This window comes from Endozoicomonas ascidiicola (assembly GCF_001646945.1).
Lineage (GTDB): Bacteria > Pseudomonadota > Gammaproteobacteria > Pseudomonadales > Endozoicomonadaceae > Endozoicomonas > Endozoicomonas ascidiicola.
This window is the reverse complement of record NZ_LUTV01000002.1, coordinates 491,752-516,124: the sequence shown is the minus strand read 5'-3', so window position 1 is coordinate 516,124 and position 24,373 is coordinate 491,752. Positions and strand designations below refer to the sequence as shown.

Genomic DNA, 24,373 nt, shown 5'->3' with positions numbered 1-24,373 from the left:
TTTGAGAGTGCCTGCAATCCATTGATAGCACTCGTCTTTTGACTTCCAACCAGGCTGTATCTGCGGTGTAGCCTGAAGCAGCTCCTCYACCTGCTGGAGCGATTTGATGAGCCGTGTGTCCATTATGATTTTCATCCAGTAATTTTGGACGAAAGATCAGAAATCACAGGCTCATTTCATTTTGGAAACAAGGGCTCCGTTCAGGCTCATTTCATATTGGAAGAGACTCTGGCTGTCTTTTACGATCTTGCGGGTATTATACTCAAAAGTTGTTCTAAGTCCGACAGGCTCCTAGAGCATTATTAACCAGGCTTTTGTCTTGCTGCTTTTTGAACAGTTTATCAGCCAGATCCAATAACTTTGTTTCCTTGCTCTTTGCCTGTTTCAGTTGATCAGCTGATAGCAGAGGCTTAACAGGCGCTAATGGTTTTGCTGACCTTTGATGTAAATCTACGGCTGCAGTTTCAGCTTTTGTTGCGGTTTGACCGGCCGCAGGTAACTTTTTTTCAGCATCAACCTTTGATACAGACTGTGCTCCCATTTTGCCAGAACCTTGTTTTTCTGGCCCTGTGGGCTGGTGGCTTGGTGAAACACTACCGGAGCCACCGACTCCACCTGTTTTTTGTTGCAGGGGTTGAGGAATATGAAATGTAGGCATAAGGCAGCACGTTCTGATAGATGATGTAATCTAAATCGACATGACAGCTGCTTTATTAATGTTCTGTGGTATTGAGGAACAGAATTTACTCCGATGCCACCATATCCGTCAGCATTCTCTGCAAACATTGGGTGCATGTAACCTTATTTATCTAGAACTGTCGTATTTCCCGAAAGAAAGTGCGTATTTATATTGACTGTGCAAGGCTGAACGTCAAAAATGGCAACTCCTGAAGCTGCCCAAGAAGCTGAGTCAGGAGTTATGCGACCATCTAATGCTGCTTATCTGCGGCCCAGATGATAGCGTTCCTTAGTATGCCGGCTCTTCGATCTCGTGCTGAGATGCTGGGTTGGTGTACTGCTCCTACCCGCACAGGAATGTAGCAATTCTGCAAGCCGGAATTGTGAGTCTCAGGCAGCCTCAGGCTGCACTCACTGGTGAGTGTGGTTCTTCGAGCCACGATATCGTCAGATACTAAAAGCCCTGCTTTTTCCAGCAGGACAATATAAGAAATTCATTTCATACGATGAGTAGAGCCGAGGGTAAGTACGTGGAGCAATTATCCGGCGCGGACATGGTAGTCCGATCACTGGCTGACGAAGGAGTCGAGTACATATACGGGTACCCGGGTGGTGCACTGTTGCATGTCTATGATGCCATTTTCCGGCAGAAGGCAGTCACGCACATTCTGGTACGACACGAACAAGCCGCCACCCATATGGCAGACGGTTACGCACGCGCAACGGGCAAGCCTGGCGTCGCATTAGTGACTTCTGGCCCTGGTGCCACCAATACCATTACGGGTATTGCGACGGCCTATATGGATTCCATCCCCATGGTGGTGCTTTCCGGTCAGGTGCCTTCCGGATTTATCGGTAGCGATATGTTTCAGGAAGTGGATATGGTCGGTATTTCAAGGCCTATCGTAAAACACAGCTTTCTGGTGAAGCGGGCGGAAGATATTCCGGGCATTATCAAAAAAGCATTCTATCTGGCACAGACTGGCCGACCTGGCCCGGTGGTGGTGGATATCCCGAAAGACATCACCGATCTCACTAAAAAGTACGACTATCAGTATCCTGAAAAAGTCCGGATGCGATCCTACAACCCGCCACTGAAAGGCCATAATGGTCAAATCCGCAAAGCGGTTGAGCTGTTGGCCAGCGCCAAAAAACCCATTATCTATGCGGGTGGTGGTGTCATTTTGGGGAACGCTTCTGACAAGCTAACCACTCTGGCGAAGAAGCTAAATGTACCTGTCACTAATACATTGATGGGGCTGGGTTGTTATCCGGGGTCTGACCGTCAGTTCGTCGGGATGCTCGGAATGCACGGCAGCTACTGTGCTAACCAAACCATGCACAACGCAGACCTTATTCTGGCCGTCGGTGTTCGTTTTGATGACCGGGTCACCAACAATGTAGCCAAGTTCTGCCCGGGTGCGAAAATCGTTCATATCGATATCGATCCGGCCAGTATTGCCAAAAATGTACCGGTGGATGTGCCTATTGTTGGTCCGGTGGATGCAGTTCTGGACACCATGCTTCGGCAGGTGGATGAGAATGAAACAGCCATCGAACCTGCCGCATTAGAACGCTGGTGGAAGCAGATAAATGAATGGCGCAACAGTCGTGGTGGCTTATTCCCTTACGATAAAGGCGACGGCACTATTCTAAAACCGCAGCAGGTTATCGAAACCCTGTACGAAGTCACCAAAGGTGAAGACACGTTTGTGACCTCGGATGTTGGCCAGCACCAAATGTTCGCTGCTCAATACTTCCCATTTGATAAGCCTAACCGCTGGATCAACTCCGGAGGTCTCGGCACCATGGGCTTTGGTCTGCCTTCTGCCATGGGCGTAAAGCTCTCGTTCCCAGACAGTCATGTTGCCTGTGTGACCGGTGAAGGCAGTATTCAGATGAATATCCAAGAGCTGTCTACCTGTTTGCAGTACGATCTCAACGTGAAGATCATCAACCTGAACAATCAGGCGTTGGGCATGGTACGACAATGGCAGGATATGCAGTACGACAGCCGTTATTCCCACTCTTACATGGAATCGCTGCCGGACTTCGTTAAACTGGCAGAGTCGTATGGTCACGTTGGCATCCGGGTAACGGACCCATCGAAACTTCGGGAAGAGATGGAAAGAGCGTTCTCTCTGAAAGACCGACTGGTGTTTATGGATATTCAGGTAGATACCCGTGAACATGTTTACCCCATGCAGATCAAGGATGGCCATATGGCCGATTTGTGGCTCAGCAAAACGGAGAGGACGTGATGAGACGGATTATCTCTGTACTGGTTGAAAACGAACCTGGTGCTCTGTCCCGTATTGTCGGGCTCTTCTCTCAGCGCAATTACAACATTGAAACGTTGAACGTTGCGCCGACGGAAGACATAACACTCTCCCGATTGACGCTTACAACCGTGGGCACGCCGCAATCTATTGAACAGATCACCAAACAGCTGAACAAGCTGGTGGACGTGGTCAAGCTGGTAGATCTGACGGAAGGCGCCCACATCGAGCGGGAAATGATGTTGATCAAAGTTCGCGCCAGTGGCCCAATGCGTGCCGAAGTGAAGCGAACGGCGGACATTTTCCGTGGGCAGATCGTCGATGTTACCAGTTCGGTGTACACGATTCAGCTCACGGGTACAGCTGAGAAACTGGACGCTTTTATTGAAGCAATTGGCCAAGCTCAAGTACTGGAAGTAGTGCGAAGTGGCGTAACCGGCATTGCTCGGGGCGAAAAGGTTTTATCGCTTTAAGAGGGTGTCGCAAAACCCCATACTTCTCGTTCCCATGCTCCGCGTGGGAATGCATACCTCTTAATTTTCAAAGAGATAGATGTATGGGTTCCCACGCAAAGCATGGGAACCAGAGCTTTTGCGACAACCTCGCTCTGCGTGGGAACCATGTTTCTGGAGTTTTTCGACAACCTCTTAATCGAGTACATAGAGGAGCGCCTTTAAGTGTTCCGCTATATTGATGACTTTATGGAAGGTGGTCAATAGAGGCCATAAAAGGTTATTCGATTCGCTCATAAAATAGTAGGTAAGGGTCACCGATCCCTGTTGCTTGGGCGGGGTGTTTTATATTGTGGATGTGGCTGTCGCTGTGCAGCCTCCATTGCTCTGGCTCTTTACCATTAGCATGATTAATGGCTGCAACATAATGCCCTGAGCTAGCTGATTTCCCACCCATATGCATACAGGCACTTTTAAGGCGGAAAGACAGTGTCCGTTGATTTCCATTCTTGTCGGTCACCGGTAGTTTTAAAATATCACCCAAGCTCTTTTTCAAAGCAATTGGCTCTGGTAGATATTTTTGTGGGTCGTTGGAACCCTGCATCCAACGAAAGACACCAAGATGAATCGTAAGGAAACGAAATTTATCAGAATCTACGATTAACTGATCTTTTCTGGCAACTTTAATATCCTGATCTATATTAGTGATTTTATGGCCATCTTTAGTTGCTTTAATCCGTTCAAAATCCGCCAGCGTTCCTTTATGAATACAAAGAGTGGTGTTTGGCCAGTCTTCAGAATTAAATGTATATTCATCCATCGCTTCGAGGTCTACTAACTCACTATCGAGGTTTCCTTGTACTGACTGATTTTTTTTACTGCTAAGCGGAATCTGCAATGTCGTCGCAACGTCATGTTCAGCATTATGCTGAACAGCGCTTTTTGAATAATGGTGTTGTTTTCCTGCGATAACATGCATTCTTGGAGACCGTTCAATTCTAAATTGAGGGTCATCCCTTGTTTTTAACACCAGCATAAGCTCAGACATAAATTCTTGGACATCATGCTGCCGGATGTTATTTGCATTATTATTTAATATATAGGCAAAAGGTTTGCTTCCATTCATATCCTTATAGTTGAAACATTCCTGAAACAGTTTCTCTAGTTGCGAGCTTATTATTCTGTCTTTGCTTTTGGTTGCTTTTTCATGAAGCTTCAAAAAAGCATCTCTTACTCTTTGGCCAGATTCGTCATTTTGGAACCTTTTGTTCTTAAGCGCCTGAAAATATTCAGGCGGTAAAGTGCCTATTAGTGCTTTCAGGCAGCTATTGGCAAAACAGGTACTGCCAAAATTTTTGAAGCCAATGGTTTCAAAAAGTGAAACCTCTTGATCAGACTCATAGCCTTCATCTGGATCTAAATCATAACCCGGGTTAGAAACCCGAGTATCAGGCCCTATCTTTGGGGAACCTGGTGTTGCTTTGATATCTTTTAGTGCATGTGAATTGATACGAATTGATGTTGTGTTTAATTTTTTTTCAATGTGCTTTTGGAGTTGGTGTGCTCTTGGTATAAAACAGCTGCAGTCCTTATCCATTAGCCGGATAAAAAAATCAGATATGGCTTTTGTGAGTCGTTTGAGAATGTTTTTTGGTGTTTGTGTATTTACCACATTAACTTTTATAGATGCTGAACTTTGAAGCCCACTGTGTATCAAAGTGACTTTGTAATTTCCAAGTTGGCAGGATTTATTTCGTTGTTTAGATAGCCGCTGATAATCTACAGCATCAGACCTATTCAAGATATTCCTAAATGAGGGCGGAGAAATAGCAGTTTTAGCAACCATATCAAGAATACTTAAGTTAAGGTGTAATCAGTGTGATTACGATAGAGTGAAGTCAAACAATAGTTAGTTTAACTGGCCTTAAGACATCAGTTTTTCATATATGTTCCTCCCAAAAAGCGGCAATTAAAGGGTTTTTGAGCTTTTTCTTCAAAACACAGAGACCTACATGGTATGGCTCTAATGCGGGTGTTGTGTGAATTTGCCGTACGTTGCATGCCAAAGGGCTATTTTCAAGCACGATTTTCGGCACGACACCTACTCCAAACCCGAGGCTTACCATACTGACAATGGCTTCATTACCTGCCACCTGGGCATAAATATGAGGTTGAATCTTGCTGTCCAGAAACCATGCATCAATTCTGCTTCGGGCGGTGCCAGTCTCCTGCACAATCATGGGGACATCCTTAAGCTCAGAAGCTGAATGGTGATGTGAATGATCCAACAATGGAAAGTCAATTGGAGCGATAAACACGAGAGGGGAGATGGCAATAGATTGAAAAGCCAGGCCAACTGGCAAAGCGTCTGGCCTGGAGGCAATGGCCAAGTCTTCCTGTTCAGCTAAAACTCGCTGGATGGCAGGTTCAGGATCACCAGTGTGAAGCTTAATTTCAATACCCGGGTATTTGGGGCGAAACTGTTTGAGAATGTCGTACAGGAAGCTATAGCTGGCGGTGACGGAACAATAGATGTTCAATGAGCCGTGAAGCTCATGGGCATCAGCCAGCAGGTCATTATGAATAATGTCCCATTGAGATAGGGTTTCCCTCGCGTAGGTCTTAAATTTCACGCCTTGAGCCGTCAATAAGACGCTTCGGTTATCCCTTTCGAACAACGCCACGCCAAGCTGTTCCTCCAGCTGCTTTATCGTACGGCTCAAGGTAGAAGGGCTGACATGGCACTCCAGACTGGCACGATGAAAGTGCAATGATTCTGCCAGAGCCAGAAACTGTTTAAGTGGTCGAAGATCAATAGCCATACTTAATATTAGTAGCGTTGCATAAAATAGGACATTTACTTGCAAATATATCATCATTTGCAACTATACGTGTTGATCTCTTTCGGCTATTGTTCCCTCCAAGTTGAACGAAACACCAAAAACAACATTCAATGATCAAAACCAGCTTCCCCTTCCGGAGCTGTCTTAAGGAGTAGAGCCATGCACGTTTATTACGATAAAGACTGTGATATCTCCATTATCCGCGGTAAAAAAGTATCCATCATCGGTTACGGTTCTCAGGGCCATGCCCATGCCAATAACCTGAAAGACTCTGGTGTCGATGTTACTGTTGGTTTGCGTAAAGGCTCTTCCTCTTGGGCCAAGGCTGAATCTTCCGGCTTGAAGGTTTCGGAAGTACCTGCAGCCGTTGCTCAGGCAGATGTTGTGATGATTCTGACCCCGGATGAATTCCAATCTCAACTGTACAGAGACGAAGTTGAACCAAATTTGAAGCAAGGCGCTACTCTGGCGTTTGCCCATGGTTTTGCTATTCACTACAACCAAGTCGTTCCCCGTGCTGATCTCGACGTTATCATGATCGCACCAAAAGCTCCGGGTCACACAGTACGCTCTGAGTTTGTAAAAGGCGGTGGTATCCCGGATCTGATCGCTATTTTCCAGAATGCATCCGGCAATGCTAAAGAAGTAGCGCTTTCCTATGCTTCCGGCGTTGGCGGTGGTCGTACCGGAATCATCGAAACTACCTTCAAAGATGAAACTGAAACCGATCTGTTCGGTGAACAGGCCGTTCTTTGTGGTGGCGCAGTAGAACTGGTAAAAGCCGGCTTCGAAACCCTGACCGAAGCAGGTTACGCTCCGGAAATGGCTTACTTTGAATGTCTGCACGAGCTCAAGCTGATTGTTGATCTGATGTACGAAGGCGGGATCGCCAACATGAACTACTCCATTTCCAACAATGCGGAGTATGGCGAGTACGTGACCGGGCCAAAGGTTATCAACGATGAGTCTCGTAAAGCGATGCGTGAAGCCCTGAAAGATATTCAGAATGGTGAATACGCCAAGAAGTTTATCTCTGAAGGCGCTCTGAACTACCCATCCATGACGGCATATCGTCGCAACAACGCTGCTCACCCAATTGAGCAGGTTGGCGGTAAGCTACGTGAAATGATGCCTTGGATTACTGCTAATCAGTTGGTGGATAAAGAGAAGAACTAAGTATATCTCTACTCAGATACTGCTACCTTGGCAGTATCTGTTTTCCTATCTCTTAACAAATAGCGTTTCGTTATTCTCAACTGACCTTTTCTGCCTGAAAGCTATCTCTCTGAGCATACAGATAATTAGATTCCAATGAGTGGGATAAGACTGCAGCAGCAATTCTGACAGGTTGTTCTTCTAATCAGACTTATTGTAGAGAAGCAGGCGTAGGAGTTACCGACACCTGTTTCCTTCTTGATTATTGTTGAATGAGATGAACATCTCTTTGAGGGAACGGAATTTCAATACCCGCTTCATCAAGGGCATTCTTAATGTTCTCATGAAGTGAGAAATAGACATCCCAGTAATCACTGGACTTAGCCCATGGACGCACAGCAAAGTTAACCGAAGAGTCAGCCAACGCCAGAACACCGATGGTCCAGGAAGGATCTTTCAATATACGATCATCTTCGCTGAGTACTTTCTCAAGAATCTCTCTTGTCTTTTTCAGATCGGCGGAATAGCTAACACCAATCACCAGATCAACTCGGCGTTGCCCTGTTCGGGTGTAGTTAACGATGTTGTTACTAAGAACGTTGTTATTTGGAACGACCACCATCTTATTGTCCGGTGTAATGACAACCGTGGTAAAAATCTGAACAGATTCTACAGATCCACCAACGCCGGCAATCTCCACAAACTCTCCCTTCTTGATAGGGCGGAAAATAATCAGCAGTACACCAGCAGCAAAGTTCGAAAGAGAGCCCTGCAGTGCCAGGCCAATAGCCAGACCTGCGGCACCGATAATGGCGATTAAGGATGCCGTCTGAATACCAATCCGGCTGAGAGATGCAGCAACGACGAAAGCGATGATCAGGTACTTGGTCATATTGCTGGTGAAGCTAGCTACAATGCCATCGACGTTTTTCTTCACCATGACGCGATTTAAAGCGTTACTGACAAATCGGGCTATCAGTATGCCAATCACTAATGTCAGCAAGGCTGAGATGACATTGACGCAATAATCGATTAACAAAGCTTGGTTGTTCTGCAGCCAGTCTGAGGACTGCGCAGCTAAATCAAAGTCCATCTGATATTCCTTAAACATAAACGAAGTTAGGTAAAGAATATCAGAAATACTAAATGTCCATAGTCGTTTTTAAGCGTATGTGAGAGAAGCCGCATTTGATGAGTTAATGATGAATCAATCATCTGCAATACTAAGATGATCAAGATCACTATCTCCTTTATGTCCATCAAACTTAATCATAAGACGCATGTTGTTTGCTGAGTCAGCATGTTGGATGGCTTGTTGCGCGGTAATCTTTCCATTTTTGTATAAGCCGAAAACGGACTGATCAATGGTTTGCATGCCAGACTCTTTTGAACGTTCCATTAAATCTGAGATTTCATTGATGGCGCCCTTTCGGATCAATTTGGCCAGAGCAGGGCTATTTAATAGGATCTCATGGGCAATGGTCGATTTGCTTCCATCCTGAGCGCTGATCATTTGCTGACCCAGAATGCCGAGCAAACTTAACGAAAGGTTTAGCAATATTTCCTGATGCTGGTCATGGGGAAAAAAATTAATGATCCTCTCAAGTGCCTGATAAGCTGTATTGGCGTGCAGTGTCGCAATGACCAGGTGGCCAGTCTGAACAAACTCAAGTGTATGCTTCATTGACTGAGTAGACCGGATTTCCCCAATCACTATCAAGTCCGGTGCCTGACGCAAGGTGTTGGCTAGGCCTTCTTCATAACTGTCTGTATCAATACCCACTTCCCGCTGTGTGATGATGCAGTTGTTGTGTTCATGGACAAATTCAATAGGGTCCTCAACGGTGATGATGTGTCCTTTGCCTTCTTGGTTCCGATGCTTTACCAGAGAGGCCATTGAGGTTGACTTGCCAGCACCTGCAGGGCCAGTGACTAGAATCAGGCCACGCTTTTTGAGAATCAAATCTGTGAATATCTTGGGTACGCCAAGTTCATCTGGTGAGCCAATGTGATGATGAATTCTACGAATCACCATGCCGGGCTCGCCCTTTTGGAAAAAAGCACTGATGCGAAAACGACCAGATTCAGGTGTTTGAATGGCATAGTTGTGCTCGTGGCTCGACTGAAACGCCTGATAGTCTTGTTCGCCCATTAAGTTCTGGAAACTGTGATGTGCCTGCTGACTTGTCAGGGATGCTTTTGACATGGGAATAAGCTGACTATTAACCTTAAGGCAGGGAGGGTAGCCGACTGTCAGGAACAGCTCTGAGCCATTCTTTTCAGCCAGCATTTTCAGGGCTTTATAAATATCCACAATAGTAAGAGCTTCAATGATTAGACTCTTAATATTTCGGCGTGCTCAGCGCTCTCTTAATGCTGTGCAGATATCTTCTTCCAGATCTTCAGGCTTGGTCGTGGGTGCGTAACGATCGATAACGTTGCCTTTACTGCTGATCAGAAACTTCGTGAAATTCCATTTGATGCCCTGAGTGCCCAATAACCCGGGGGCCTCTGCTTTCAAGTCTTGATAGAGCGGAGCAGCTTGATCGCCGTTGACTTCAATCTTTTCAAATATTGGGAAAGTGACGCCATAGTTTTTCTCACAGAAAGCACCAATCTCTGCGCTGTCGCCTTGTTCTTGTTTACCAAACTGATTGCAGGGAAAACCAAGAATAACCAGGCCCTGGTCTTTATATTTGTTGTAAAGATCTTCCAGCCCTTTGTATTGAGGAGTGAAACCACACTTACTGGCTGTATTGACAATCAAAAGCACTTTGCCCTGATACCCTGACAGCGGCTGGGTGGTGCCATTGAGCAAAGGCATTGTGTACTTGTTCAGATCCATGGAGTGGCCTCGTTATTACTTTATTAATGGTTCTTTTGAAAGGCGGGCTTTCGCTCTGATCTCAGCAGGGTTTTTATAATGAACAGAAAGTGGCGGTCAGACAATAAAAAAACGGCCTGAAATTCAGGCCGTAAAGATGAGGATTTGCGAATCACTGGCATTTGCCAGTTAGTCAGGTCTGTTTTCTTCGATGGCAGTCCCTCCATAAGTGGGGTTGCATGCTTGGGGGGCTCAAAAAGGCTTGGGGAGAGTCAAGTTGAGCCTGAGGTTAATCCGAACTTATTCGATTAATGAGAATGGTTATCATTCTAGTATATGGGTGGGTGTTTGTGCAAGTACAAGTACCAAATGAAAATAATTATCATTTGGTGATACGTTGGAAACGGGAACTAGCCTACCATGGCAGGAGATCTATGCTGACTTCACAGAAAAGGAAGTATTTGATGCATCAGCAATGCTGGAATATTTTGTGCCACTGCAAGCTTATCTTGATGAACAGAATCAAGGGTTGCCTTGGGGCTGGTAGAAATGATTGTCTGGCCGTAGCTCAAGTAATGTCAATTCCCCACTTGGACGTCGATACAGCTCTGCCAGCCAAAAGCCACTAGTTCGGCTCTGTAGGTTGACCTGATAATAAGTCCCATAAATTGCTTGAAATTGGGCGTTAGTGACTCTTAATAAGGTATTAGCAGGTTGGTCTCTGAGCGCAAACTGTGCCAGAGATATTCTTTCCTTTTCAGGCTCAAGCGCGTGTCAATGATCCGCGGAGCCTGAGAGGCTTGAAGCTCTTCTGGTTTGAGTTAAAGAGCAGTTAATGAGCAACAAGCACACTAAAATGGTAGCGATTGATCTATACATATTGCCCTCTGGGTCAGGAAGTCAGGCAGTAAGTGTAGATGAGCAATGGTTGTCAATTTGGGTTTTTAGCACTTTTTCCTGACTTTTGACTAATCTGCTCCAGAAGAAAACCGGAATTTCCTTCGATAATACAGTCTCTTGGAATCATCTCAATCCAGCCATTTTTGCCAGAAATTATGATGATATTATCCTCAACGACAATGGCTTTGATCTGTCGATAAGGTCGAAACGCTGGTTTGAGCAGCGATGAATCGATACGGATGCCATTATCCTCCAGCTGCAGAATACGGGTTTCAAGTTCAAGTTCCGGTTGGTAGTGAAGGCTGAAGCGTTTGTGTACTGCGTAACGGAGCCCGAGGTTCAAAATCCAGAAGGTAATAAATGCAGACCCAAACAAGCCGGAAAGCATGATAGAACTGAGATTGTTCTTGAAAACCAAAAGTGGAACGCAAAGGCAGGATAGAGAAGCGATCCAGATAACGGCTGTATGCTTCGGACTGTACTTGGCCATCAACGCATTAATGCGGTTCTGAGCCTTACCTGTAATGGTGTAGGAAATCTGTAGGGTATATTGCATATAAAATAGTTTTTTTATTCTCTATAAGTATAAAGGGCGGCTGTACTGAGAAGGCTGTTGATCCAAGCAAATGACAGGGGCTAATTTAAGCCAATATTCGAGTCTAGGAATAACGAAATCGAGAATGATAGTACTAAAATAAGAAGTCAGCAATTAATGAATAGGAGGTTGACAGTTTAATGCCTATCAAAAAATTAATTAAGCTGTAAAAAATACACAGTGAATTCATATCTATCTGATACGTAAAGTATTATATGTAAATTGTGGACGAAGAATATAAAAAAACTAGAATTAAATAAGTGATAGGGAATTTTTCTCAATTTTGCAGATATGGATTTACCAAGAAAATAGATTCAATGATGCAGTTTTTAGAACGGAACGATGCTGTATTCTGGGTTTTAAGCTCAGTTGTCTTCCTGGCTATTAAATGGTTATCTGGCTATTAGATTAAATGCCAGATATCAATGTTTAAAGTAAGGAATTATCAAGGATGATAGCGGTTCTTCTTAGGAAAGAGGTTTTATTATTAAGTCTTTTATATTTCCCTTCTGCATTCGCGACGGATGCTGAAGATATCAGGGCTGTTCAAAAAAATATCAATGAAACACAGCGGCAACTTGAGGATCAGGTAAAAGAAGATATAGAAAGAGGTATCGGAAATAAAGGTGGATTTAATAAGCTTGAGTTTAAGGTTGATGAAAAAGAAATGAAAAAGGATAGTGGTGATGGAAATTGTATAAATATTACCGAAATAGAGTATGAAGGTGATGATAGAATACCACTAAGCTTTAAAGAAGATATCAATGCAGAATACCTCAATAAATGCCTGACAGTGATTGACATAGAATCCATAATGTCTTTGGTTGTTAACTGGTTTATTAGTGAAGGGTTTTCGACAACCAGAATATATTTGGAAGCCCAAAACTTGACCGCTGGAACCCTAAAGCTACGAGTTCAGGATGGCATAATATCAGATATCATTCTTGAGGATGGAGGAAAGAAAAGCATCTATTTACCGTCTTTGTTTCCATTTATGAAAGGAAAAACATTAGAGCTTACAAAAATAGAACAAGGTATTAATCAAGCCAATAAACAAAGATCTAACAGAGCAACAATGGAAATAGAATCGGGTGAAAATCCTGGTGATAGTGTTGTCGTGGTAAAAAACAAAAAGAGTTATCCAATACACCTTAATTTTTCAATTGATAATCATGGTTCACGATCGACGGGAAAAGTGCAAGGCGCAACCACTATTACTGCAGATAACTTTATAGGAATCAATGATATTTTAACATATACCCATCGTGAATCTATTTCAGAACTCCATGTTAATAACCCTGGAGACTCCATCAGTGATTCATTGGCACTAGTGGTTCCCTTTGGATTTTTTACACATACATTTACATTCTCAAAATCAAAATATGAGAGTGATCTTTTGACGCCATCGGGTGCAGTACTTGTGAGCTCTGGTGAGAGCATAAATGCGGGTGTTACGGTGGATAGAGTGATGTACCGTAATGCGGATACAATAATAAACACATACCTTAGGCTAAAATTTAATAGAGGGAAGAATTATTTAAACGGCTCTTACTTGGCTGTGAGTAGCAAAGATACCACAACGGCTACTGTCGGCACCGCGTTTAATAGTAGGTTGTTTAACAACCCAATTTCTTTTTCACTGGATTTTTCCAGAGGTCTATCATTATTTGGTGCAGAAGAAGCCATCCATAATCTGCCCTTTAATTTCCCGGTCAACTTGTTTAGTAAAATTGAAGGAACAATATCTTACATACAAAATCTTGACTTTATGCTCCGAGGTTTGACATTAAGTAGTAGCATTAGCGGACAATACGCTTTTGATAATCTTCCATCTTCTCAGAGGATTTCGATTGGATCTAGGTATAGCGTTCGTGGCTATGTTGAAAACTCATTATCAGGAGATAACGGAAGCTACATTAGAAATGAATTGACTTGGAATAATCCATTTAAAATTAAATGGCAAGATATAAACACAAGAATAAATGCCGGATATGATATTGGTTGGGTTGAGAATAGATACGATTTAAATAATAGCCTGGATGGATGGCTTTCTGGTGGATCTTTAGGTTTAACAGTCTTATGGAAAAAGCTGGCAGCCACTTTCTCCTATGATTTTCCGTTAAATAAACCAAGTATTCTACCGGAGGAAAGTGGTCAATTCTGGTGGCGATTAAATCTTGATATTTAAGGAGTAGATATCATGTTGTCCCTGGCGGTTAGAAAGGGAATCTCGTATATACTGCTATGTACATTTATGATTTCTCAGCAAGCTGGGCTTGTATATAGTAATGATGTTGTTTCTGCAGATTCAACAACAAATGTTTACCAAAGTATTAATGGTACAACAGTTGTTGAGATATCTACAGCGAACTCTCATGGCTTATCACATAATAAATTTCTTGATTATAATGTCACGCCAACTGGCGTTGTGTTAAATAACACAACCGCTTCAGGTATCATACACCCTTCAAAATTGGCCGGTTCCATTATCGGAAATCAATATTCAAATAGACAAGCAGATATCATTTTAAATGAAGTAATCACTACGAATAAAAGTGAGTTAAGAGGCTATACCGAGGTTGTAGGGAGAAATGCAGATGTCATCATAGCTAACCCTAATGGAATCACTTGTAATGGTTGTGGGTTTATAAATACCAATAAAGTCAGCTTGACCACGGGTAACCCCATAATAGATGGCTCTGGGAAACTCTATGGTTTTGAAGTTAATGGTGGAAATATCCATTTTGGAAGAGATGGCGCAGATCTCACCAACCAGCAGAAATTCAATATTGTCGCAAGAGGGATTGTTGTCGATGGCGATATTGTTATGGACAAAGATGATAGCGATGGTGATGGAGAGCGTGAACCCAATGGCGAACTTCAGCTGATCTCTGGAACCAATGAATGGAATTATGAGACCGATGAAATTATAGAGCAGGATGGAGATACAGATGCACCTGAATATGGAATAGATTCAACCGTATTTGGAGGTATGCATGCAGGTACCATTACATTTAAAGCCACAGAAGATGGTGTTGGTGTAAAAATTCTTGGAAATGCGGCATCCAGTGCAGATGATTTTGTAATCACAGCAGATGGTAGAGTTGAATTAAACTCAAAAATACGAAGTGCTAAAGATGTTCGTATTGATGCAGGAGCAAATGCTGATCAGGTCATTATTACTAGTTCTGATTCTGGTATCTCAGCGGAAGAAAGAATCATAATCAACGCTGAAAACAGTGATTTGACATTAAATAATTCAACTATTTATGCTGGAACAGATATTGAAATTGAATCGAATAGCCTGACTGATGAAAACACCAGTGAGGTTCAACGAATCGCTGAAACTGGTTCGATCAGAATAACGACAAATGATGATATATCTACGTCGAGCTCTATATGGAAGGCGACAGATGGTGAAATCAATATAGAAAGTAATAATGATATTGATTCTTATGATATAAAAGTGGTCGCTGACTCCGTAATCGTTGTTTCAAATTCTGGGGACGTAAATTTAACCGACTTCAATGTTGAGGCTGATGGCGATATATCAGTACAAAGTGTATCCAGTAATGTGAATCTATCGAGATCATCAGGAACAGAAGGTGATGATAGTTTTATAAAAAGCGTCAGTGGTGATGTCAGTATTGAAGCTGGTAACGCTTTGGATAATGAAGGGATTATTAGTGCCGAAGGTGGCATGATTAATATAACGGCAGAGTCTTTTGATAACAGAAATGATATCCAGTCTAATGATGTTATGACTTTAGAGGTTAATAATCTTAATAACGAAGCAGAAATTGCCTCATTGTCTGATATTGAATTAACAGGTGAGAATGCAGTTCTAAATGGAGAGGTTAAAGCGACTGGATCTATAAATATCGATCTCACAGATGCATTGACCCTAAACATCATAAAATCTGCTCAGAATATAGCAGTAAATTCAAATAGTTTGACAGTTATAGAAGATGGAGAGATAGCTGCAGAAGGGCAACTTACACTTTCCCAGATCAATATTGATAATTCGGGAATAATATACTCTGGTGATCAAACTGAAATAACCACGATTAATACTATCACTAACTCAGGAACTATTCAGTCAATGGGCATTATGGATATTGACTTTGATAGTCTTAATAACACTTCAGAAATTTTCTCTATATCAAATTTGAATCTTACAGGTGATGATTTGATTTCTGATGGCAGGATAGAGTCAACCGGTGATATCGATATTGAGTTAACAGATCAGTTGACTTTGAATATATTAAAAACAAGTCAGAATATTAATCTGGAATCTAATAATTTGACAATATCTCAAGATGGTGAATTAACGGCAGAAGGTCAAATAATACTTTCCCATAATGATATTGACAATAGAGGGGCAGTATTTTCAGAAGGTGATACTACAATAGTTGCAGTAAATACGATCAGCAACTCAGGTAGCATTCAGTCTGAAGGATCAATGTATGTTGAGTTTAGTGGTCTTGAAAATAATTCAGAAATATCATCTTTGTCAGAACTGGCATTGTCAGGTAATAATGCAACTATATCTGGAGAAATTGCAGCGTCAGGAAATATCGATATTGATCTTATGGATGATTTAACTCTAAATCAAGTCCGTTCAGATCAGGATATATCCATAAATTCAGATGAACTTACAGTATCGGAAGATGGAGAATTATTAGCCCAGGGTCAACTAACGCTAACAAATAACACTGTTCAGAACTCAGGAAGTATATATTCGGGTGGAGATTCTGCAATAACAGCTACAAATGATGTCACTAACTCGGGAACAATTCAATCACAAGGTTTAATGTCCATTGATTTTAGGGATCTTGAGAATGCATCCGACATATTTTCTGCGTCATTATCGCTATCAGGTAATAATGCCACTATCTCAGGCCGGATAGAGACTACCGGTAATGTAGATATTGATTTATCTGATCAGTTAACCCTGAATATACTGCGGTCGAGTCAAAATATAATTTTGAATTCAAATATGTTGACAGTTAATACAAGTGGCGAATTGACAGCGCAGGGAAGCCTGACGTTATCAAATGATCGTATTCAGAATTCTGGAACAATTAACTCTGATGGTGAGTCTGAAATAACAATAACTGACTCTTTAGATAATGAAGGGATCATTCAATCCGATGATAACCTCGATATTATTTTCGCTAACACATTGAATAATTCAGGTGATATTCTATCTGATAGTGAAGTTCGAATTGGTGATGGTGGTAGTAATAGTGGTGTATTAAATATTCTTGATGATTCAAATGTGACAGCAAATATAGTTGATATCGATGTCTCATCTTTAGATATGCAGAATGATGCATTGATTACTTCAGAGTCTGATATGAATTTAACCCTATCTAGGTTTAACCTTAGTAATAGCACCTCTCGAATTATTGGAGCTAACTCTGGGGCTGGAGAGGTTGTTATTGATGTCAGTAGTAATCTTGAAAATGATGGTTTAATACTTTCAAAATATAATCTGACTCTTAATGCAAACAATATAAATAATACTGATACCTCTGCCATATCTGCGCTAAATAATCTGAGCTTAAGTGGTGCTGATTTATATAACCAAGGGCTCATTTTCGCATCAGCTAATATAACATTGAATTTCACTGGGCTAATCGAAAATAACTCTGATGGTGTTACTGCAGCTGCCGGGGATATTCATTCAGATGGCAATATCTCTTTGACTAGTAATGTCTTAATCAACCGAAGTGTGATTAATGCGATCAATAATCTCTCAATTAGTGCTGCAGACATTGATAATATCAACCCGGTCGTTTATAACTCCTTCAATACATCGAGTAATACAACGGGAGGGAGTGAGGCTTCCAGCCACAGGGATAATCTTGGTTATGATGCAGGTAGGGGCGGTAACAGATATCGAACTACCTGGTATCGTTCTGATAAGGTGGTTGAGACTGAGTCGTATCCAACACCGGCTCCAATGAATTTTTATCCGACGATTACTGCAAGGAATGTCAATATAGGTAACTTTAACCGGGTAAATAATCTTTCTTCTATTATTTCAGCAGAGAACATACTGACGATTACTGGAAATTCTGGGGCTGTATTTAGTAATCTTTCTGGTGATCTTGAGGAGCGAACCTATACAGATCGTTATGCTGTTTCCAGATCTCAGATCTGTACAGTCTTTGATACTCTTTGTCAGAGTTGGGAAACATATAATGAGACTTTCGTAGACAGAACACTAAACAGTACAAGAATTGTTTACGATGCGCCATCAGGCCTCTTTGCTGGTACATTAGTAGCCTCTGGCTTTACGTTGGATAATAAAGGCTCTCAATATTCAACGTCATCATCAGAGTCAGGATCTCAAAATGGTGCTCAAGTGAATATGGTAGCAGTTGGTAGTGCTATTGAGGGAGGTGCAAAAAATTCCAATTCAATTTCGAAGGTTGTCACCGGTTCCATTAATCAGCCTAACTATACTAATAGTATCGAAATCAGCCAATTGAATCTTCCAAACCTTAGCACGCTACTACCCTCCAACCCGAATGGATATTTTGTATTTGCTTCGAATCTTTCTTCTGATTACTTGGTTGAAACAAACCCACTGTATACAACTGGGTCTATGGGCATCTCGACTAAATATTTTGAAGATAGATATGGATATAGCCCGGAAACAAGGCTTAGAAGATTGGGAGATGCTAATTATGAATCCTTCCTGATCCAACAGCAGCTTATTGATTTGACCGGTTCTAATCTACTTTATGCGGGTGTCAGCCGGAGAGATCAGTTCCGTCATTTAATAGAGAAAGGTGCTGAAGAAGCGGATCAACTTGGATTCCAATATGGTAAGGAGCCAACGCCAGATCAGCTAGCGAACTTAACCGAAGATATTGTATGGGTAGTTTCTATCGAAGTTAATGGTGAGAAAATTCTGGCACCCAAGGTATACCTATCGAACAACACAAAAAATCTGGTTAATTCCGGTGCTACTATTTCCGCAAATAATATTGTTGCGGATCTTGATAGTCTTAAAAATACAGGTGGCACAATAAAAGCCAATGAGAATCTGAGCATTACTGCTAAAAATGACATTATCAATACAAGTGGCGTGATTACAGCGGAAAATGTATCTCTGGAAAGCACTGGTGGCGATATTGTTATAGAAACCTATACAGAAGATGGAGTACTGAAACAGTTAACAGGCGCCGAAGCTGTTGTATCAGGAAACAACGTATCACTAAATGCGAAAAATGATATAACCGTTGTGGGTGCAAAGATAAAGGCTACAAATGATGCCGACCTTACCTCAGGCGGGGATATTACCTTTAGTACCATAGAGTTAGTGACAAAAACGGGTACCGCCCACAATAACATGACAGTTACCAAGAATGTGAAATCAGGGCTTGAAGTGGGTAATGATTTATCCATGTCCTCAGGTAATGACATCATTCTTGCAGGAACCGACGTTAATGTTGGTAATAATGCTGATATCGATGCAGCTAATGATTTCCTCGTCGTTGATGTCGTTGATAAAGTTGAATCCTATTCCTACACAGAGAACTCCGGCTTTGGTGTAGGGGGAGGAATATGGGGTACGTCAAAAACCACGACCAAAACCAAAAAAGGTACCAGTGTTGGTTCTGACTTGAATTTTGGTGGAAATCTAAATGTTAGTGCCGGGAATGATATTGTTATTCGTGGTTCAGATATTACCGCCGGTGGAGATGGGAATTTAGATGCGGCGAATAATATCTACGTTCTTGATGGCATTAATTATAACGAAGTAGATACAACGACAGAAACAACCACCTTTGGTAAATTTTTGGGTCCATCATCAACGGGCGGAGCCAGTACCTATGCGGGGGCAACGGGTGGAGGAAATCTAAATGGTACTGGAAACGAGGGGAAGGCTTCTGCAGGCGCAAGTGCCTCTCAAACCGGCTCAATCGGTTTTGCGGCTATGCAGAACACGAAAGAAAACCAGTACAAATATGCCGCTAGAAGTAAAGCCAGTAATCTGAATTTTGGAGGAAGCCTTAATTTAAAAGCAGAGGGTGATCTTACTACCGTTGGTTCTAACTTGGGTGCCGGTGGCGATATTAATATTGAAGCGGATGAAGTTAATATTCTTGCCGGTAGGAATGAAGATATTTCCATGTCAACGGGCGATACTACTACGCTCGGTTGGATGGTAGAAAATAAAAACGATGCAAATGCAAATGCAGAAGCTTCTGGTAATCAAGATGTTAGTTCAGCATTTGGCGGTGCTTCAGCAAGTGCCGATGCAAAATCGGATGTTACATTAGATTTCCTAACAGTTACGAAGCAAACCGACACCAAAACAAAAGTCACTCATAGAGGAAGTCAGATAGCTGCTACTAACGTTAATATTACTTCGAATAATGACATCACATTACAGGCTGCAAATATTATCGCATCAAATGATGTGAGCCTGGATGCCGGTGGTGATCTCTATGAAATGGCAGCTGAAGACACCTATGCGGAAACAAGCACATCATCAAAAAAGTCTGTAGGCGTATATTTATCCGTGGACGCCAGTGGTAGTGCGCAGGCAGAAGGCGGGGTTAGCGCCATTGGTGGTGGGGCTTCTGCTAGTGCTGATGCTGGAACAAGTGTTAGTGTGGGTGGCAGAGTTAAGAATACAAATCAACAATCTACTTACAAGAAAACCACTGGTGTTGCCTCAATGATTAAGGCAGGTGGGAATGTGAATCGTAAAGCAGGAAATGCCATCGTTGTCCAGGGAACAGAGCTTGAGGCCGGAGGAGATGTCAATGTCACTGGCAAATCTTATACAGAGTTAGAACTGTACGACACTGAGTCCAGTACATTCAACAAAGATAATACTGAAGTGCGGGTTGGCGTTTCACTGGAAGCTTACGGTGGTGCAGAAGCGACTGTAGGAACAACAGGGGCTATGGCAGGTGCATCTGGTGGTGCTTCAGTTGGCGGGAAGGTGCAGGTTAAGCGTAATGAGGAAAGCTCAAGTAGTTTATCCATGACCGCCAAGACCGCATCGTATCAAGCAGGAGGCGATATCAATTTTAATATAACAGACGATGCAAACCTGTTAGGCACCGAGATGAATAGCGGCGGTGATATTAATATAAATGCCGGTTCACTGAACTTTGCGGAAGCTAGAAGTATTCAGATAGAGTCTTCTAACTCTCTGGATGTGGATACAACGACAACAGCAGGTGTTGGTGTTGGCTCCACAATTGTTGATGTCGAAATTTCTAATGAAACTTCTGTTGCAACATCTCAAAGTAGCTCCTTCAGCTCTACAGCTACAGCAGGTTTTATGGGGGCGGGCGGCAGTATAAATATTAACACAGAGGGCTCTGCGAGGTTTGTTGGTACAGGTATAGGTGCGGGTGAAGATATCAATATTGACTCTGGGGGAGACGTTACCTTTGAATCAGCCAAAGATTTTTCGAACCGCTCATCTTTATCAACAAATACAACAACAAGTATCCAAGGGTCTGCAGATTATACTTCTGTGGGAGGATCCAATGATATGGATAGATCGAGCGGCAACTCAGTCAAAAATAATGTAGCAATACTGAATTCGGCTGGTGGTAACATAAATATCAATTCTGGCAATAATATAAATCTTGAAGGCACTGCTATAAGTGCGAATAGCCAGGCAGCTGATGCAGGATTTATCAACTTAGATGCAAAAAACAATATCAACATGCTGGAAGCTAAAGATGTTGATCAAACGAGTGATCTGACAACGTCTTCCAACTTCGAAGTTGCCGGTGGTACTACGTCAGGTTTCAAGCTTGGTTTTAAAATGGATAGCGATGAAAATAATTTGCAGCAAGGCATCGCCACTAGCTTTTCTGGTAAGGTGAAATTAAATGCAGAAACTATCGTCAATCAGGAGGCTGAATTTAACGTTGGCAGTGGCGGAAATGGCCTTGCAAGATCTGCCGGAGCGGGCACAGGTTCATTGGAAATTAATGCAAAATCTGTTGTTGGTTTGAGTAGAACAAATGTTAAAGAGTCTACTAGTTTTGGTCTTTACACAGGCCCTGTAGAAAAAACAGGAGATAAACAGAAGAAAGGCGCTGCGGGGCTTGCAGCAGGGGCAACATCTTCTAAGCGAGACCCTTATGCTGTTAAATTTGTACCGGGGAAAAAGCCGACAGTACAAGCAGTTAAGCAAACCACTCCGGGCAAGCCTGCGACATCTACAACTCAAACCGTAGTGGTGCAAGCTGAATCAGGCCCGAAAACAATAAAGAAAACAGTCGAGGACCAGCCTGAACAGCCTGAAGTCACCAAAACAAGGCAAGAACTGGTTAAAGCTGCAGTGCCTGAGAAAAAGGAAACAGTGAAAGAATTAGTGAAAGCTGAAGTTCTTGAAAAAAAGGAAACAGTGAAAGAGTTAGTTGAAGATGCAAAACCTGCAAAATATGAAGATCAAGAGTTTGAGAAAGAAGTTGAAGTTAAAGACTACGCATTTGAGGCTCCCAATGTAAGCAGTGAATCAAAAGATCCAGCCCTTGGTGGGGGAGCGTATTCAACGACTAATAAAGCAGGACAGAGCGCGGCTGTCAGAAAAGATGATGGTGATGTTACATTAAGAGCCGCACAAACAAGGGCGCTAAATGATGTTGTGACAACGTTAAAGTCCAATAAAGTTTTGGATAAAGCCCAAGCTAAGGAAATTAACAATCTTGAGGCTTTATACAGATCATCGACTGCAACTAAGAAAGGAAATCAAGCATTTGAAGATGATAAGAAGAAATATCTTGAAACCCTGCCAGAAGAGCAACGTGCACTATATGTCAATAATGATATTTATATGGCAGCCAGAACCTTTAAAATTGCTGGCGGGAAAGATTCCCTCAAAAAGCTGAATAACAGTTCAGCTGGTAAAAGCGTGAAAGAGCTTCGGGAGAACTTGGCTAAGAACCAGGTTGGAGATGTTAAATTAAAGACGGTATCTTCCACTGATAAAAACAATAATAAAACAACAGTAGCAACCGCTAAGTTACAAGGAAAGCTATCAACAAGAAAAATAGATGGTAAGTCTGCAACGGGAGCAAAAAATCAGAATAGTGAAGTACTTGCTGCAGCAAAGAAAAACGCTCAAGCCAGCAACCAAAACTCGGCGCCAGTTGACAAGAGTAAAAAAACGGTTGATAAAGAGACGGGTGAAAAGCTTGCTAAGGCTATTGAATCATTAAGATCTGATGGTCTGCTTAAAGATAAAATGACGGATAGAGATTTAGCCAATATTAAGAAGAAGCTGGATTCTGATAAAAATCTCATTTCATTTGATGAGTTTAAAAAATTAACACTAAAAGAAACGGGTTCTCATAAAGAAACAGAAAAAGAAATTCGGAGTGTTAAGGTCGAAGATGCTAAGGATGCGGTCTATAGAGATGTAGAAAGAGTTGTTCAGAAGGCCGAGCCAGCGGAGTATAAAGATGTCGAGAAGGTAGTGCAGAAGGCTGAGCCAGCGGAGTATAAAGATGTAGTGGATGTTGTGACACCTTACAAGCCGGCTACTTACAAAGACGTTGATGTACCTAATCCAAATTACAAACCAGAAATTACAAAAGACATTGTTGTACAAACTCCGGCAGAGCCAGATAAGACGAAGATCACATTGGAGTTAGTTCCAGGCACACCTGGTAAATATGAAGCAGATCCGAGTCAAACCATTACGACCACTGGGCCGGATGTTAATACTTATACTCCGCCACCAAAACAAAGATATCGGTATCCTTTTATTTTCAGGGATCATCTCGAGCTTAGAGATAATGTGGTGGATTATTTAGACCCTGAGTACACTGCTTTCTTAGATGTGCCCTATGAGGAATTGCCACCAGTACCTGAGCCAGGTCCGGTAGATCCACCTGTAGAGCCGCCAGTAGTGCCACCGGTAATTCCACCAGTACAGCCTCCGGTAGATCCAACAGATCCAACAGATCCAGTAGTGCCACCGGTAATTCCACCAGTACAGCCTCCGGTAGATCCAACAGATCCAACAGATCCAACAGATCCAACAGGTCCAACAGGTCCAACAGGTCCAACAGATCCAACAGATCCAACAGATCCAACAGATCCAACAGATCCAACAGGTCCAACAGGTCCAACAGGTCCAACAGGTCCAACAGATCCAACAGATCCAACAGATCCAACAGATCCAACAGATCCAACAGATCCAACAGAGCCTGATCTTATTAAGGATGATTCTGAGGATGAATCAGCTGATCCAATAAGCCTGGATGCCGTTGGAACCTTGGGGATTAAAGGAAATTATCGTTATATAAAGAAAGAGGAACAACAAAAGTATTACTCGCGAACACACGTGAATGGTGACTTTAAAGATAATAAGGTTGTAGTCATTACGTTGACAAATCAAACCCCTGATTCCGTCAACGATGTCAGGTATGATTATGAGCTGCCAGAAGGTACGGAGCTGGTTTCTAACAATTGTTCAGGCATTCTGGCTAGCAATTCAACATGTTCATTAGTTATCAGATATACGGAAGAGCAGTTGCTAGAAGATATTAGCTTCCGAGCCGTTTATGGTAACGGCAGCAAGATTAATGTTGTAGTGCCTACAGGTGAAGATTCTAATGCTGACTTACCTTCTGAACCATAAGTAGCTG

The 24,373-nt window shown here is 42.4% G+C and carries 13 protein-coding genes; 6 read left to right on the top strand and 7 right to left on the bottom strand.

Annotated elements, in window-relative coordinates; genetic code table 11:
- Window positions 1-274: 274 nt before the first annotated feature.
- The gene (locus AKL11_RS06200; protein ID WP_067515732.1) at window positions 275-658 is read right to left on the bottom strand and encodes a hypothetical protein; all 384 of its coding nucleotides are present in this window, start codon (window positions 656-658) and stop codon (window positions 275-277) included.
- A 550-nt stretch (window positions 659-1,208) separates the two neighbouring features.
- Here AKL11_RS06200 and AKL11_RS06195 point away from each other — a divergent pair.
- Both AKL11_RS06195 and ilvN read left to right on the top strand, forming a co-directional pair.
- Window positions 1,209-2,939 (top strand): acetolactate synthase 3 large subunit, encoded by a 1,731-nt coding sequence (locus AKL11_RS06195; RefSeq protein WP_067515998.1) that lies wholly within the window; start codon window positions 1,209-1,211, stop codon window positions 2,937-2,939.
- Window positions 2,939-3,430 carry an acetolactate synthase small subunit gene (gene ilvN / locus AKL11_RS06190; RefSeq protein WP_067515731.1) on the top strand — a complete coding sequence of 164 codons (492 nt, stop codon included), beginning with the start codon at window positions 2,939-2,941 and terminating at the stop codon, window positions 3,428-3,430. Before AKL11_RS06195 ends, ilvN begins: the two co-directional genes overlap by 1 nt.
- Window positions 3,431-3,689: 259 nt before the next feature.
- Here the strand turns inward: ilvN and AKL11_RS06185 are convergent, their stop codons facing one another.
- Window positions 3,690-5,255 carry a ubiquitin carboxyl-terminal hydrolase family protein gene (locus tag AKL11_RS06185; protein WP_067515730.1) on the bottom strand — a complete coding sequence of 522 codons (1,566 nt, stop codon included), beginning with the start codon at window positions 5,253-5,255 and terminating at the stop codon, window positions 3,690-3,692.
- 94 nt (window positions 5,256-5,349) lie between these two features.
- Window positions 5,350-6,225 (bottom strand): HTH-type transcriptional activator IlvY, encoded by an 876-nt coding sequence (gene ilvY, locus AKL11_RS06180; protein WP_067515995.1) that lies wholly within the window; start codon window positions 6,223-6,225, stop codon window positions 5,350-5,352.
- 186 nt (window positions 6,226-6,411) lie between these two features.
- Between ilvY and ilvC the strand changes: the two genes are divergently transcribed.
- A complete protein-coding gene (ilvC, locus tag AKL11_RS06175; protein ID WP_067515729.1) occupies window positions 6,412-7,428 on the top strand; it encodes a ketol-acid reductoisomerase in 1,017 nt (338 codons plus the stop codon).
- A gap of 241 nt (window positions 7,429-7,669) precedes the next feature.
- On the opposite strand, the gene mscS is transcribed toward ilvC, so the two are convergent.
- From mscS to AKL11_RS06160, 3 genes are all read right to left on the bottom strand, one after another.
- Window positions 7,670-8,500, bottom strand: a complete 831-nt coding sequence (gene mscS / locus AKL11_RS06170; protein ID WP_095210217.1) for a small-conductance mechanosensitive channel MscS — start codon at window positions 8,498-8,500, stop codon at window positions 7,670-7,672.
- A gap of 114 nt (window positions 8,501-8,614) precedes the next feature.
- Window positions 8,615-9,721, bottom strand: a complete 1,107-nt coding sequence (locus AKL11_RS06165) for a PilT/PilU family type 4a pilus ATPase (protein WP_067515727.1) — start codon at window positions 9,719-9,721, stop codon at window positions 8,615-8,617.
- Between the two features lie 45 nt (window positions 9,722-9,766).
- Window positions 9,767-10,252 carry a glutathione peroxidase gene (locus tag AKL11_RS06160; RefSeq protein ID WP_067515726.1) on the bottom strand — a complete coding sequence of 162 codons (486 nt, stop codon included), beginning with the start codon at window positions 10,250-10,252 and terminating at the stop codon, window positions 9,767-9,769.
- A gap of 376 nt (window positions 10,253-10,628) precedes the next feature.
- Here AKL11_RS06160 and AKL11_RS25040 point away from each other — a divergent pair, with 376 nt between their 5' ends.
- Window positions 10,629-10,778 carry a M2 family metallopeptidase gene (locus AKL11_RS25040; RefSeq protein ID WP_157673433.1) on the top strand — a complete coding sequence of 50 codons (150 nt, stop codon included), beginning with the start codon at window positions 10,629-10,631 and terminating at the stop codon, window positions 10,776-10,778.
- A 384-nt stretch (window positions 10,779-11,162) separates the two neighbouring features.
- On the opposite strand, the gene AKL11_RS06150 is transcribed toward AKL11_RS25040, so the two are convergent.
- Window positions 11,163-11,687: a hypothetical protein gene (locus tag AKL11_RS06150; protein ID WP_067515724.1), complete on the bottom strand. Its 525-nt coding sequence runs from the start codon at window positions 11,685-11,687 to the stop codon at window positions 11,163-11,165.
- A 490-nt stretch (window positions 11,688-12,177) separates the two neighbouring features.
- Between AKL11_RS06150 and AKL11_RS06145 the strand changes: the two genes are divergently transcribed.
- Both AKL11_RS06145 and AKL11_RS06140 read left to right on the top strand, forming a co-directional pair.
- The gene (locus tag AKL11_RS06145) at window positions 12,178-13,914 is read left to right on the top strand and encodes a ShlB/FhaC/HecB family hemolysin secretion/activation protein (RefSeq protein ID WP_067515723.1); all 1,737 of its coding nucleotides are present in this window, start codon (window positions 12,178-12,180) and stop codon (window positions 13,912-13,914) included.
- Between the two features lie 66 nt (window positions 13,915-13,980).
- Entirely contained in the window at window positions 13,981-24,366 is a 10,386-nt protein-coding gene (locus AKL11_RS06140) for a two-partner secretion domain-containing protein (protein ID WP_067515722.1), read from the top strand.
- Window positions 24,367-24,373: the final 7 nt, after the last annotated feature.